Genomic DNA, 14,495 nt, shown 5'->3' with positions numbered 1-14,495 from the left:
CCAGTGGATTTCCCACCGGTAGGGGGCTCCGTCATGCGTCATGCGTCGCGGTCGCCGCCGCCGCCGTCGCCGCCGTCGCGTGACGCCCTCGCCAGCTCGGCCTTGCGGCGGTGCTCCTGGGCCCTCTTCTCGTAGATCTCGGCCATCCGCAGGTGATACTCGGGGTTGTCCTGCTCGTAGACGTCGGGGATGCCGTCCTCGTCCTCGTCGCGCTCCTCGTCGTCGACCAGCGCGCGGTACTTGCGCACCCGCAGCTTGAGCAGAATCGCGGAGAACACGGCGGCTATCAGCGAGCCCAACAGGACCGCGGCCTTGACCTCGTCGGTCAGCACCGGGTCGCCGGCGAAGGCGAGCTCGCCGATGAGGAGCGAGACGGTGAAGCCGATTCCGGCGAGCGCGGCGACCGCGAAGACGTCCGGCCACGCCAAGTCGTCGTTGAGCTCCGCACGCGTGAAGCGCGCCGCCAGCCATGTGCCGCCGAAGATACCGACGGCCTTGCCGACCACCAGGCCGAGGACCACGCCGAGGGTCTCCGGCTTGCTGAAGACGTCGCCGAGCGATTGGCCGCTGACGGTGACGCCCGCCGAGAAGAGCGCGAACAGCGGTACGGCGAGTCCCGCCGACAGGGGCCGTACGAGGTGCTCGATGCGCTCGCCGGGGGAGCGCTTCTCGCCTTCGCGGCGGGTGCAGCGGAGCATCAGGCCCATCGCGACGCCGGCGACGGTGGAGTGGACGCCGCTGTTGTACATCAGCCCCCAGACGACCAGGGCCAGCGGCACGTACACGTACCAGCCGCGCACGTTCTTGCGCAGCAGCAGCCAGAAGACGCCGAGGCCGACCACGGCCCCGCCGAGGGCCGCGAAGTTCAGATCGGCGGTGAAGAAGATCGCGATGATCAGGATTGCGAAGAGGTCGTCCACGACGGCGAGGGTGAGCAGGAACGCGCGCAGCGCCGACGGCAGCGAGGTGCCGATGACCGCGAGGACGGCCAGCGCGAAGGCGATGTCGGTGGCGGTGGGCACGGCCCAGCCGTCATAGGAGCCGCCGCCGGCGGTGACGGTCAGCGTGTAGACGAGCGCGGGCACAGCCATGCCGCAGACCGCGGCGATCACGGGGAGAGCGGCGGCCTTGGGGTCGCGCAGCTCGCCGGCCACCAGCTCGCGCTTGAGCTCGATGCCGGCGACGAAGAAGAAGATCGCGAGCAGTCCGTCGGCGGTCCAGTGCTGGATGGAGAGGTCGAGGCCGAGGGCTGCGGGGCCGACATGGAAGTCGCTGACGGCCGTGTACGAGTCGCCCAACGGGGAGTTCGCCCAGATCAGCGCGGCGACGGCGGCGACGAGGAGAAGTACGCCGCCGACGGTCTCGGTGCGCAGCGCGTCCGCCACGAAGGTCCGCTCGGGCAGGGAGAGGCGTCCGAGGAACTTACGGGGGGTGGGGGTGGGCGCGGCCACGTCGGGGAACCTCCGGTCGGGTGGGCAGGACTGAGCACATGCCGACCAGACTTCCCGGCGCACCTAGATTCTCTTGTCACGTCCTTGACGCGGTCTTTAGTTTACCTAACTGCGCCAGGGTGCATCCGGTGCCCCTCACTTTAGGGGCGAATCCGGCATACGGCGCGCGGGTGGAGGCGGGAGAGGCGGCCCGGGCGCCGTCTGACCGCCTGACCGCCTGACCGGCTGACCGCCTGACCGACTGGCGGACTCGGAGGCGGGGGCCGGGGCCGGGGGCCGGCAGGCGGAACACGTGGAACACGTGGAACACGCGGAAGGGGTCCGGTCGCTGGGCGACCGGACCCCTTCCTTCCCTACGTCTCTGCGTGATCTCTCTGCGTGCCTACATCCCTGTGCTCTGTGCTCTGTGCCCCGTGCCCTGTGTCAGTCCTCGCTCGCCGCCGACGGCAGCTTCGACTGGATCAGGTCCATGACGGAGGAGTCGGTGAGGGTGGTGACGTCACCGAGCTGGCGGTTCTCGGCGACGTCGCGCAGGAGGCGGCGCATGATCTTGCCGGAGCGGGTCTTGGGGAGCTCGGCGACCGGGAGGACCCGCTTGGGCTTGGCGATCGGGCCGAGGGTGGCGCCGACGTGGTTGCGCAGGTCGTTGACGAGGTTCTCGTCCTCGTGGGCGGTGCCGCGCAGGATGACGAAGGCGACGATGGCCTGCCCGGTGGTCTCGTCCGCCGCGCCGACGACGGCGGCCTCGGCGACCTTGGGGTGGGAGACCAGGGCCGACTCGACCTCGGTGGTCGAGATGTTGTGGCCGGAGACGAGCATGACGTCGTCGACGCGGCCCAGGAGCCAGATGTCGCCGTCGTCGTCCTTCTTGGCGCCGTCGCCCGCGAAGTACTTGCCTTCGAAGCGGGACCAGTACGTGTCGATGAACCGCTGGTCGTCGCCCCAGATGGTGCGGAGCATGGAGGGCCACGGCTCGGTGAGGACGAGGTAGCCGCCGCCTCCGTCGGGAACCTCGTTGGCCTCGTCGTCCACGACGGTCGCGCTGATGCCGGGCAGGGCGCGCTGGGCGGAGCCGGGCTTGGTCTCGGTGACGCCCGGCAGCGGCGAGATCATCATCGCGCCGGTCTCGGTCTGCCACCAGGTGTCGACGATCGGGGTCTTGCCGGCGCCGATGTGCTCGCGGTACCAGATCCAGGCTTCGGGGTTGATGGGCTCGCCGACCGACCCGAGGACCCGCAGGCTGCTCAGATCGAACTTGGCGGGGATGTCGTCGCCCCACTTCATGAACGTGCGGATCGCGGTGGGCGCGGTGTAGAGGAGGGTGACGCCGTACTTCTGGACGATCTCCCAGAAGCGGCCCTGGTGGGGGGTGTCGGGGGTGCCCTCGTACATGACCTGGGTGGCGCCGTTGGCCAGCGGTCCGTAGACGATGTACGAGTGGCCGGTGACCCAGCCGACGTCGGCGGTGCACCAGTACACGTCCGACTCGGGCTTGAGGTCGAAGACGGCCTGGTGGGTGTAGGCCGTCTGGGTGAGGTAGCCGCCGGAGGTGTGCAGGATGCCCTTCGGCTTCCCCGTGGTGCCCGAGGTGTAGAGGATGAACAGCGGGTGCTCCGCGCCGAACGCCTGCGGGGTGTGCTCGGCCGACTGGCGGCCGACGGCGTCGTGCCACCACACGTCGCGGCCCTCGGTGAAGGCGGTGTCCTGGCCGGTGCGGCGGACGACGAGTACGTGCTCGACCTGCGGGCAGCGGGCCACGGCCTCGTCGATCGCGGGCTTGAGCGCGGAGGGCTTGCCTCGGCGGTAGCCGCCGTCGGCGGTGATGACCAGCTTCGCGTCGGCGTCCTGGATGCGGGAGGCGACCGCGTCGGCGGAGAACCCGCCGAAGACCACCGAGTGCGCCGCGCCGATCCGCGCGCACGCCAGCATCGCGACGGCGGCCTCGGGGATCATGGGCAGGTAGACGGCGACCCGGTCGCCGGCCTGCACGCCGAGCTCGGTCAGCGCGTTCGCCGCCCGGCAGACCTCGTCCTTCAGCTGGGCGTAGGTGATGGCCCGTCCGTCGCCTGGCTCGCCCTCGAAGTGGATCGCCACCCGGTCCCCGTGCCCGGCCTCGACGTGCCGGTCGACGCAGTTGTACGCCACGTTCAACTCGCCGTCCGCGAACCACTTCGCGAACGGCGGGTTCGACCAGTCGAGGACCTCGGTGGGCTCCACCGCCCACGTCAGCCGTCGTGCCTGCTCGGCCCAGAAGCCAAGCCTGTCCGCCTCGGCCCGCTCGTACGCCTCCGCCGTCACGTTGGCGTTCGCGGCCAGCTCCGCAGGCGGCGCGAACCGCCGCTCTTCCTTGAGCAGGTTGGCCAGGCTCTCGTTGCTCACGACATCTCCCTTTCCCAGGGCGTCCTATGTGCCTATGTGTCCCAGGCCATACCTCATCAGCCAGACGGCCAGGTGACAAGGGCCTTCCGGATATTGGTTTAGACCTGTCGGCGGACCGGCCGGTAAACCCTGTTGGCGCCCAGATGGGCTCCGTGGCTGGATGGGCGTATGGACGCCCCTCCTTCCCGGGCGGCGGGAAGGAGGGGCCACCCGTTCCCACGGATGCCGGAGCATCGCGGTTCACGATGTGCCTTGAGGTTCGCGATGTACCTCGCGGTTCCCGATGTGCGCTAGGGCGCGTACGACCTGAAGGGACCTGAAGGGGCCGGCGTACGACCGGGAACGGGCAACGGCGTACCGCCGTGGGCCGGCAGCCCTGCCCGCCCGCGCCCCCGTGGCTCAGACCCGCGCCTTCTGAAGGGCCGAAGGCGCCGCCGCCACCCGGTCGAAGACCTCGCCGATCACATGCTCCCCGCTGCCCGCCAGCAGATACGCCTGCGCTTCGCCCACATGGAAGTACATCCCGTGGAGCTCCAACGTGCCCTCGGCGAGCCGCTGCGCCACCGCCTCATGCGCCCGCAGATGCTCCAACTGCTGGACCACATTGGTCAGACACAGCTGCTCCACCGCGTCGGCCGGCAGCCGCCCGGAGATCCTCGCCCAGGGGTGGTGCCTGCTCTTCATCCGCTCCAGGCTCGGCTGGCCATGCCGCAGCCAGCGGCGCAGGGGCGTCTGCGCGCCTGCGGGCGGACTCGTGAGCAGCGCCTGCATCGCCCCGCACCCGGAGTGCCCGCAGACGGTGATCGAGTCCACCTTCAGAACGTCCACCGCGTACTCGATCGCGGCGGCCACCGAGTCGTCACTGCTCTCCTCGCCCGGCAGGGGCACCAGGTTGCCCACATTGCGCACCGTGAACAGGTCGCCCGGCCCGCTGGACGTGATCATGCTGGTGACCAGGCGGGAGTCGGCGCAGGTCAGGAAGAGCTGCGAGGGTCGCTGACCCTCGCGCGCCAGCCGAGCCAGCTCGTCTCGCACCAGCGGGGCGGTGTTGCGCTGGAACGAGCTGAGCCCATTGGCCAGTTGATCCGACGACGCGACCGGCTGCGGGCCCTCGTCGCAGTGGTGGTTGCGCCAGGGCGTCCAGGGCCGGCAGCAGCCGTGCGTCTCGGAGGCCGGCTCGCTGATCCGGCCCCCCGCCCGCCCGGTGAACTCCACCGTCCCGCCCTGGGAGACGTGCGAGCCCTGCCAGTCGTGCAGCGCCTCGTACGCCGCATGGTCCATGAAGGACCCGTCCAGCTCGACGACGCACTCCGCCCCGGCGGGCACCTGCCCGAGCATCCGGCTCAGCCTGGGCACCGCCAGGAACGTCAACTGCCCGCGCACCCGGACCCGGTGGACGCCGTCCTGCTCGTCCGCCGTGATCCGCGTCCTGGTCAGCCGGTGCAGCGCGACGGCGACGGCCACCGCGACGCCGATCACGACGCCTTCCAGCACCCCGGTGACGAGGACCGAGGCGAGCGTCACCGCGTACACGAGCAACTCGCGATTCCGCTTCACGGTGCGCAGATGCGTGATGCTGATCATCTGAACGCCGAGGACCATCACCAGCGCCGCCAGCGCGGCCAGCGGGATCACCTCGAGGAAGGGCGCCAGCAGCAGCGCGGCGACGGCGATCCACAGGCCGTGGAGCATCGTGGAGTGACGGCTCACCCCGCCCGCCGACACATTGGCCGCGCTGCGTACGGCGACTCCGGTGATCGGCAGCCCGCCGAGCGCACCGGAGACGATGTTCGCCGCGCCCTGGCCGGCCAGCTCCCGGTCGAGCCGGGAGCGTGGCAGGCGCACGCCCGGCTGCTCCTTGCGGGCGGCGGCCAGCTTGTCGACGGCGACCGCCGACAGGAGCGACGTCACGCTGCCCACCAGCGTGACGGTGAGCACGGCCGCGAGGATTCCGAGCACGGGGCCTTCGGGCAGCTCGGGCAGGGCGTGGCTGCGCCAGGACGGCAGGTCGACGCGCGGCAGGCTCAGCGCGGCGACGGCCGCCAGCGTGGTCGCGCCCGCCACGGCGGCGAGAGCGGCCGGGATCTTCCGGACCGTCCGCCCCGCCCGGCCGGGAATCCGCGGCCACACCAGCAGCAGAGCAATGGTCAGGGCGCTGACCGAGAGCGCGGCCGGGTGGAGGTCGGCCAACTGGGCTGGAAGCCCTAGGACGTTGTCGATGGCGGAGCTCTGGGGGGTGCCGCCGAGGACGATGTGGAGTTGTGCCAGGGCGATCGTCCCGCCGATGCCGGCCACCATTCCATGCACGATCGCCGGGCTGACGGCGAGAGCCGAGCGGGCCACCCGCAGGGCGGCCAGGCCGAGTTGGGCGAGGCCGGACAGGACGGTGATCGCACAGGTGGTGCGCCAGCCGTACCGCTGGATCAACTCGGCGGTGACCACCGTCAGTGCGGCTGCGGGGCCGCTGACCTGCAGGGGCGAACCGCCGATCCATCCCGCGACGATCCCGCCGACGGCGGCCGCCACCAGTCCGGCCTGGAGCGGCGCGCCGGTGGCGAGCGCGATGCCGAGCGAGAGCGGCAGCGCGATCAGGAAGACGGAGATCGACGCGGACAGGTCTGCGCCCGCGATGGGGAATCGGCGGCGGGGGCCGTCGTCGTGCGGGCTTGTGCGGCGCCGGCGTTTGAAGCGCGCGGTGAGCAGGGGGCGGGACGGACGCCCTCGAGGGGGCTCGTCGGGGGGTTGATGAGAGTCGTCGTCAGTGCGGGTGGGGACGCAGGCGGACATGTTTCCCGTCTCCTCCGGGCGGCGCGGTCGCGGAATGGGGGTCGCGGCCGTGGGTCACGGCGTGCAGCGGCGGGATATCTGAGAGCTGGGCTGGCTCAGACCGAGCTTCTTCAACACTCGGTAAATGGATCGTAATGCAGAGTAAAGAAGCTGGCCCGACTTTCGGGGCAAATGGGGCAATCATTCACCCGATGCGGTGATTAGTAATTTCATATCGGCTCGTCGTTCCTCCCCCTCAGGACCGCGATGCGACTTTGTCGGCGCCGCAGAAACCGCGTCGAACGGAAGTCGCACAGGCAGAGGGAGAGAGGTGGGCGGATGTCAGCCGCCACGAGGAGAACCGCCGTCGGCGCAGTCGCCACGGCCCTGATCGCAGGACTCGCCGGCTGTTCCGGCTCAGAGGGATCCGGCTCCAAGGAGGGGGCGCCCGGGGCGAAGGAGGGCGTCGGCGCCCCGAAGAGCGCGGTGCGCCTGATCGGCGACGGCTCCACCGCGTTCACCGGAGTCCAGCCGGGTCTGCTCAAGCCGGAGCGTCTCAAGCCTGGCCAGGAGCCCCCGCAGTTCGTGGTGTTCTCGTGGGACGGGGCCGGCGAGGACAGCCAGAAGCTCTTCTCCCACTTCCGCGCCGTCGCCAAGAAGTACGACGCGACGATGACGTACTTCCTCAGCGGCGTCTACCTCCTCCCGGAGGAGAAGGCGACCCTCTACGACCCGCCGAAGCACGCGCCGGGCCGCTCGGACATCGGCTTCAACGACACCGAGGGGATCAGGAACACCGTGCGCGAGCTGCGCGGCGCCTGGCAGGAGGGCAACGAGGTGGGCACCCACTTCAACGGCCACTTCTGCGGCCCGGACGGCGGCGTCGGCACCTGGTCGGTCGAGGAGTGGAAGAGCGAGATCCGCCAGGCCAAGTCGTTTGTGAAGCACTGGAAGACGAACTCCGGCCTGAAGAACGAGAAGCCGCTGCCCTTCGACTACGACAAGGAGCTCATCGGCGCCCGCACCCCGTGCCTCGAGGGCCGGAAGAACTTCGTGCGCGCGGCCAGCGAGCTGGGCCTGCGCTACGACACCAGCGGCATCAACGACCAGATCTGGCCCGAGAAGGAACTCGGCCTGTGGGACCTCTCGTTGCAGCTGGTCCCGGTCCCGGGGCGCGCCTTCGAGACGCTCTCCATGGACTACAACTTCATGGTCAACCAGTCCGGGTCCACGAGCAGAGGCGCCTCGTCGATGCACGGCTACTGGGGCAAGCAGATGCGCGACGGCCTGCTGCAGGCCTTCGACCGCGCCTACCAGGGCAACCGCGCGCCGCTGATCATCGGCAACCACTTCGAGTCCTGGAACGGCGGCACCTATATGCGCGCCATCGAGGAGACGATCGCGACGGTGTGCACCAAGCCCGACGTGAAGTGCGTGTCCTTCCGTCAGCTCGCCGACTGGCTGGACGCCCAGGACCCGTCGGTGCTGGCCAAGCTGCGCACTCTCAAGGTCGGCAAGGCCCCGAAGGACGGCTGGGCGAGCTTCCTCGCCGCCCAGCCGCGCGGCGCGTCCGCCTCGCCGAAGGCCAAGCGGGACGGACGCTCCGACGCCGAGCGCACCGGCAACGCCGGCTCCCAGAGGACGGATCGGTCCGCTGCCGAGGAGGCCGCAGAGGCGGCAGAGGCCGAGAGCGCGAAGAGGGCGCACAGAGCCGAGGAGGCAGAGAAGGCGGAGAAGGCGGAGAAGGCCGAGATGGCGGAGAGGGCAAGGAGGGCGGAGGAGGCGGAGAGAGCCGAGAGGAGTGATGAGTACGCGGCCGAGGAGGCTGACCAGTACTAGGCCGCGGGGGCTGATCAGCCCCCGGCCGCGCGGAGCGGGCCGGTGAGAGCTCAGGCAGGCTGAGCGGCGCCGACCTCGAGGACCCGTTCGCTGAGCACGAAGCCGGGGTCGACCTGAGCAGCCAGGTCGGCCCCGGTTTTCGCGTTCCCCCAGCTCTCCGCGTTCCTCAGGTGGAAGTGGACCATCTGCTGTGTGTAGCGCTCCCAGTCGCGGTGGGCGTAGGAGTCCTCCGCCGCGTTCTGCAGGACCTGAAGGGACATGCGGTTCTCCGCCTCCAGCAGCTCGAAGCGCGACGGCCGCCCCTTCTCCATCGACCGCACCCAGTTCGAGTGGCGGAGGGCGACCAGCAGGTCGTCGCCCACCTCGTCGCGGAGGAAGTCCACGTCGTCCTGGCCCTGCACCTTGTTGCCGACGACCTTCAGCGCGACGCCGAAGTCCTGTGCGTACTCCTTGTACTGGCGGTACACCGAGACGCCCTTCCGCGTCGGCTCGGCCACCAGGAAGGTCATGTCGAAGCGGGTGAACATCCCCGAGGCGAAGGAGTCCGAGCCGGCGGTCATGTCGACGACGACGTACTCCTCGGGGCCGTCGACGAGATGGTTGAGGCAGAGCTCCACAGCGCCGACTTTGGAGTGGTAGCAGGCCACGCCGAGATCGGACTCGGTGAAGGGGCCGGTCGCCATGAGCCGGATCTCCCCGTCGTCCAGCGCCACCGTGCGGGCACAGGCGTCGTAGATCGGGTTGTCCTCGCCGACCCGCAGCAGCCGTGAGCCCTCGCCGGGCGGCGACGTCTTGATCATCGACTCGGCGGAGAGGATTCGGGGGTTGGCGCCGCGCAGATAGTTCTTGATCAGCGACAGGTGCGCGCCCAGCGCGGGCAGCGCGGCGGCCTCCGGCTCGTCGAGGCCGAGCGCGACCCCCAGATGCTGGTTGATGTCGGCGTCCACCGCGATGACGGGGGCTTCATTGGCTGCGAGGTGGCGGATGAAGAGCGACGACAGCGTGGTCTTGCCGCTGCCGCCCTTCCCGACGAAAGCGATCTTCATGTTCACCTAGGGTAGTGGTTCTATCGCTCGACGTGGTCAAGGTGCGTGAAGAAGACCACTCCAACGCGGGGTGTGCGCCCCGGGCGCGTAGCCTCGCTACCTATGAGTACGAATGCCTCGTCGGTCGATCCCCTCGCCGCCCTCGGAGCTCTTCCGGGCGTCTCCGACTCCGTGGACGCCGTACGCAAGGCGGTCGACCGGGTCTATGGACACCGTGTGATGCGCCGCCGCAGCACGGAGGTCACCTCGGAGGCCGCACTGCGCGGAGCGCGCGCTTCCGCGGCGCTGTCCGGCGCGGACTGGGCGCTGGAGGAGGTCCGCAGGCGGACCGACTTCGGTGTCGAAGGCGAGGCCCGCACGGTCGGCGCGGCGCTGCGGCTGACGGCGGAGGCCGGTCAACTGCTCTCCATCTGGCGGCAGTCGCCGCTCCGGGTGCTGGCCAGACTGCACCTCGTGGCGGCGTCCGGCGCCGGCGAGGACGAGACCGTCGGCCGTCCGCGGCTGGCGGGCGAGACGGTGGACGAGCCGCTCATCGAGGCGGCGCTGCCGGACGCGGACGAGGTGAACGGCCGACTGGACGGCCTGGCGGAGCTGATCATCGCCGGCAGTTCCGCGCCGGCTCTGGTGACGGCCGCCGTCGTCCACGGCGAACTGCTGGCGCTGCGCCCCTTCGGCACGTACAACGGCCTGGTCGCGCGGGCGGCCGAGCGCATCGTGCTGATCGGCAGCGGACTGGACCCCAAGTCGATCTGCCCGGCGGAGGTCGGACACGCGGAGCAGGGCCGGGCGGCGTACGTCGCTGCCTTCGAGGGCTATCTGTCCGGGACCCCGGCCGGCATGGCCGCCTGGATCGCCCACTGCGGCCGGTCGGTGGAGCTGGGGGTCAGGGAGTCGACGGCGGTGTGCGAGGCGCTGCAGCGCGGAGCCGCCTGAGCCGCTCGGCCGCCCGGAGCCGACTGGGTCGTGAGGCGGACGGGAGAGCCTGGAGAAGTCCCTGAACAGGGTTGCGGCGGTACCGGAATTGGTACCGCCGCTGGCATGTCCACCGAGTTACCAAGCGTCCTCGAAATTTTGCCCATCAGGTCGGGAGCTTCTGCCCGTCACCTGGTGCGGCTGGCCCGTAATCGACGGGTCGACGTCGCGTGGGTGCTCAGTTTTCATGCGTTCGGTCCGTGGGCCTTGATGCGTTAAAGGTGATCCTCTCGGATGTCCTTGGTCTCGCGGGCCGTTGACTCCTTTGTACTCCAGTGCGGTGGGAAGCGGAAGGGCTGACTGCAGTTCTTTACTTTTGGGTTCAAATATGGGCGAAATTGCGCATCCGCCCCGGTCAGGACTGGCTCAGGGCCAGCTCACCCGTCTCCATCGCACCGCTATAGCCGCCGATTCGGCCGTCGGCGAGCCGGTCGCTATAGCCGTCGTCTACGCCCTTACGGGGCTCCCGCTATGACGGCCGTCGGCATTGCCGCGCGATTGGCGCGCGCAAGTCGGCCCGGTTCACGGACTCATGTCGGCCCGGTGCGCAGGCGCGGCGCGGTTCGCAGGCTCGGTCCGGTTCACGTGGCTCTCGGCCCGGTTCGCGGGCTTCAGGGGCGCGTGCCGCCCCTGCTGTCGCGCGCGCCGTCGTGCGGTCCCGCCGGCCGGCTCACAGTCCCGCCGCCTGGGCCGCGGCGGCGGAGCGCCGGCGGCTGGCGTACCAGACGAGACCGGCGGTCGCGGCCGCAGCGCCCACCGCCGCCGCGGCGACCAGAGCGGGCCGCGGCGGCAGGGAGAAGCCGGGCAGCCGCTGCTTCAGTCGGACCGGACGGGTGAAGTCGAGAATCGGCCAGTCGCGGGCGACTGCCTCGCGGCGCAGCGCCCGGTCCGGATTGACGGCGTACGGATGGCCGACCGCCTCCAGCATCGGCAGGTCGGTGGCCGAGTCGCTATAGGCGTAGCAGCGCGCCAGGTCATAGCCCTCGGACTCGGCGAGATCCCTGACCGCCTCCGCCTTGGTGGGGCCGTAGGCGTAGTACTCCACCTCGCCCGTGAAGCAGCCGTCGTCGCCTACCACCATGCGGGTGGCCACCACCCGGTCCGCGCCGAGCAGCTCGCCGATCGGCTCGACGACCTCGGCGCCCGAGGTGGAGACGATGACCACGTCCCGGCCGGCGGTGTGGTGCTCCTCGATGAGCGAGGCCGCCTCGTCGTAGATGATCGGATCGATCAGGTCGTGGAGCGTCTCGGCGACGATCTCCTTGACCTGCTGGACGTTCCAGCCTTTGCAGAGGGCGGACAGGTACTGGCGCATCCGCTCCATCTGGTCGTGGTCGGCGCCGCCCGCGAGAAAGACGAACTGGGTATAGGCCGTGCGCAGTGCGGCGCGCCGGTTGATCAGCCCTCCTTGGTAGAAGGACTTGCTGAAGGTCAGCGTCGATGACTTCGCAATGACCGTCTTGTCCAGGTCAAAGAACGCGGCCGCGCGGGGCAAGGAGTGGTTTTCCACGAGCCTGAGCATAGGTGCCCGCCATTCGGCGTACGCTGGGGCGCGTGGGTTTGCCTGAGAAGGCTCTCGGGTACACCATGGAAGTCACGGATCGTTCGCGACCGTGCTAACCCGGTCCGGCTCCTCCCCCCCCGAGTCGGCCGGAGAGACGACCCCCGCTCTCCCCCCCGGCGGGGGTCGTCGCATGTCCGGACGCGTTTTCCTCCGGCATCCCCGATCCATCGAGATCGTTCTCCCCTTCTGCCGCCCACGCATGGGCTGGCATCGAGGGTTCCATTTTCGTCACTCTGTGTAGTCGTCAGGCTGCTCTCCGGGAGTCACCGGTTTGGGCTAGAGAGATATTCACAAGTGGCTAGTTGTCCACAGTTTTTCAGCAAGATCCACACGATTTTCCGCGCCGCTGCACCGTGATTCCACCCGCGTAGTTCGCGGACCGAAGGAATCGCAGATCTCGCCGTGAAGCGAGATCGCAGTAGAGGGGGGTTGGAGATCGTGGCTGGATCCATCACATCGGAACGGCCGCCGGTCGCCGAAGGGCGGCGGGACGGGCCTCTGATCGTCACCGAGGACGTGGAACTGCTCGACGATCTGCTGCGGCTGTGCGCCGCGGCGGGAGCGGAGCCGGAAGTCCACCACTCGGTGCCGGACCGCAGAGGAAGCTGGGAGGGCGCGCCCCTGGTCCTCGTCGGCGACGACGCGGCCATGCGGTGCCGCGGGGCCGCCCGCAGACGCGGTGTGCTGCTCGTCGGGCGGGACCAGGACGACCCGGACGTGTGGCGGCGGGCGGTCGAGATCGGGGCCGACTGTGTGCTGCGGCTGCCCGACGCGGAGGGCTGGCTCGTCGACCGGATCGCGGACGTGGTCGAGGGCGTCGGGCGGCCCGCGCTGACCGTCGGGGTGATCGGCGGGCGGGGCGGTGCGGGGGCGTCGACGCTGGCCTGCGCCTTGGCGGTGACCGCGGCCCGTTCGGGGCGGCGCACGATGCTCGTCGACGGCGACCCGCTGGGCGGCGGTCTGGACGTACTGCTCGGCGGAGAGCAAGCAAAAGGCCGACGATGGCCTGATTTCGCCGCTTCCAAGGGACGGGTCGCCGGCGGGGCGCTGGAGGAGTCGCTCCCGGAGCTGCACGCGCTGCGCGTGCTCAGCTGGGATCGCGGCGATTCGGTGGCCATCCCGCCCCAGGCCATGCGGTCGGTGCTGGCCGCGGCCCGCAGGCGCGGCGGTGTAGTGGTCGTGGATCTGCCGCGGCGGGTCGACGAGGGAGTCGCGGAGGCGCTGGCCCAGCTGGACCTCGGGCTGCTGGTGGTGCCGGGCGAGCTGCGTGCGGTCGCCGCGGCGAACCGGGTGGCGTCGGCCGTCGGCATGGTCCTCGGCGACCTGCGGGCCGTGGTGCGCGGTCCGTACGCAGCAGGACTGGACGAGCAGTGGGTGGCGCAGGCGCTGGGGCTGCCGCTGGCGGGCGAGGTGCCGCAGGAGGCCGGACTGCTGGCCGCACAGGACGGGGGCGCGCCGCCGGGCGGCAGCGGACGCGGGCCGCTCGCCCGATTCTGCTCGGCCTTCTGGGAGCGTGCGCTGGCCGGCGGCGGTGTCTCATGAGCGCCGGACTGCTGGACGCCGTGCGCGAGCGGCTCGCGGAGAGCGGCGCCGAGCCGACGCCGGCCAGGGTCGCGGCGGCGCTGCGAGCCCAGGGGCGGCTGCTGGGCGACGTCGAAGTGCTGGGCGGCACCGCTGAGTTGCGCTGCCAACTGGTGGGAGCCGGTCCGCTGGACCCCCTGCTCGCCGACCCCGCGGTGACCGATGTGCTGGTGTCCGCGCCGGACCGGGTATGGGTCGACCGGAGCCGCGGGCTCGAGCCCGCAGCCGTCTCGTTCACGGACGAGGCATCGGTGCGAAGGCTCGCGGTGCGGCTCGCGGGGACGGCCGGGCGGCGGCTGGACGACGCGCGGCCCTGGGTGGACGCCCGGCTGCCGGACGGGACGCGGATGCACGCCGTGATCCCACCGGTCGCGGTCGGCTCGACGTGCCTGTCGCTGCGGGTGGTGCGGCCCAGGGCGTTCTCGGTCGAGGAGCTGGTGGCGGCGGGGACGCTGCCGCCGGGCGGCGACGAGGTGCTGCGGGCGCTGGTCGGGGCCAGGCTGTCCTATCTCATCAGCGGGGGCACCGGTTCCGGAAAGACGACTCTGCTCTCGAGCCTGCTGGGGCTGGTCGGGGAGCGCGAACGGATCGTGCTCGCCGAGGACTCAGCTGAGCTCAGGCCCGAGCACCCGCACGTGGTGCGGCTGGAGTCCCGCATTCCGAACCAGGAGGGCGCGGGCCTGGTCACGCTGCGGGATCTGGTGCGGCAGGCGCTGCGCATGCGGCCCGACCGGCTGGTCGTCGGCGAGGTCCGAGGGGCCGAAGTCCAGGATCTCCTAGCCGCGTTGAACACCGGGCACGAGGGCGGGTGCTTCCTTTAGCCATCCACGCAATCGACCCCCTAGGGGGTAGGTGAGGGGGGATTGGCGTGAAGGTGCGTACCGTCGTCATTTACGT

8 protein-coding genes and 1 pseudogene are annotated in these 14,495 nt (G+C 70.6%); 4 read left to right on the top strand and 5 right to left on the bottom strand.

Translation table 11 applies throughout. The features are described 5' to 3' along the window. Positions 1 to 38: 38 nt before the first annotated feature. From nhaA to AB0M39_RS03770, 3 genes are all read right to left on the bottom strand, one after another. Positions 39 to 1,451, bottom strand: a complete 1,413-nt coding sequence (gene nhaA / locus AB0M39_RS03780) for a Na+/H+ antiporter NhaA (protein ID WP_365359795.1) — start codon at positions 1,449 to 1,451, stop codon at positions 39 to 41. A gap of 423 nt (positions 1,452 to 1,874) precedes the next feature. After that, a complete protein-coding gene (gene acs, locus AB0M39_RS03775; RefSeq protein ID WP_365359793.1) occupies positions 1,875 to 3,830 on the bottom strand; it encodes an acetate--CoA ligase in 1,956 nt (651 codons plus the stop codon). A gap of 399 nt (positions 3,831 to 4,229) precedes the next feature. Continuing rightward, positions 4,230 to 6,617, bottom strand: a complete 2,388-nt coding sequence (locus tag AB0M39_RS03770; RefSeq protein WP_365359791.1) for a SulP family inorganic anion transporter — start codon at positions 6,615 to 6,617, stop codon at positions 4,230 to 4,232. Positions 6,618 to 6,935: 318 nt separating this feature from the next. On the opposite strand from AB0M39_RS03770, the gene AB0M39_RS03765 reads away from it, so the two are divergent. Then, positions 6,936 to 8,435 carry a hypothetical protein gene (locus tag AB0M39_RS03765; protein ID WP_365359789.1) on the top strand — a complete coding sequence of 500 codons (1,500 nt, stop codon included), beginning with the start codon at positions 6,936 to 6,938 and terminating at the stop codon, positions 8,433 to 8,435. 50 nt (positions 8,436 to 8,485) lie between these two features. Here AB0M39_RS03765 and AB0M39_RS03760 read toward each other — a convergent pair whose 3' ends face one another. Further along, a complete protein-coding gene (locus AB0M39_RS03760; protein ID WP_365359787.1) occupies positions 8,486 to 9,481 on the bottom strand; it encodes an ATP-binding protein in 996 nt (331 codons plus the stop codon). Positions 9,482 to 9,583: 102 nt separating this feature from the next. On the opposite strand from AB0M39_RS03760, the gene AB0M39_RS03755 reads away from it, so the two are divergent. After that, entirely contained in the window at positions 9,584 to 10,414 is an 831-nt protein-coding gene (locus tag AB0M39_RS03755; RefSeq protein WP_365359785.1) for an oxidoreductase, read from the top strand. 709 nt (positions 10,415 to 11,123) lie between these two features. Here AB0M39_RS03755 and AB0M39_RS03750 read toward each other — a convergent pair. Further along, complete coding sequence (locus AB0M39_RS03750) at positions 11,124 to 11,975, bottom strand: HAD-IB family hydrolase (RefSeq protein WP_365359783.1); 852 nt, start codon at positions 11,973 to 11,975, stop codon at positions 11,124 to 11,126. A gap of 480 nt (positions 11,976 to 12,455) precedes the next feature. Between AB0M39_RS03750 and ssd the strand changes: the two genes are divergently transcribed. After that, positions 12,456 to 13,559, top strand: coding sequence for a septum site-determining protein Ssd (ssd, locus tag AB0M39_RS03745; RefSeq protein WP_365359781.1), 1,104 nt, complete (start codon positions 12,456 to 12,458; stop codon positions 13,557 to 13,559). Then, positions 13,556 to 14,410, top strand: a pseudogene (locus tag AB0M39_RS03740) (TadA family conjugal transfer-associated ATPase); the annotation flags it as partial. The gene ssd and the pseudogene AB0M39_RS03740, both read left to right, overlap by 4 nt. Between the last annotated feature and the right edge of the window lie 85 nt (positions 14,411 to 14,495).

This window comes from Streptomyces sp. NPDC051907 (assembly GCF_040681075.1).
GTDB lineage: Bacteria > Actinomycetota > Actinomycetes > Streptomycetales > Streptomycetaceae > Streptomyces.
The sequence above is the reverse complement of the archived record's forward strand: the minus strand, read 5'-3'. Positions and strand labels throughout refer to the sequence as shown.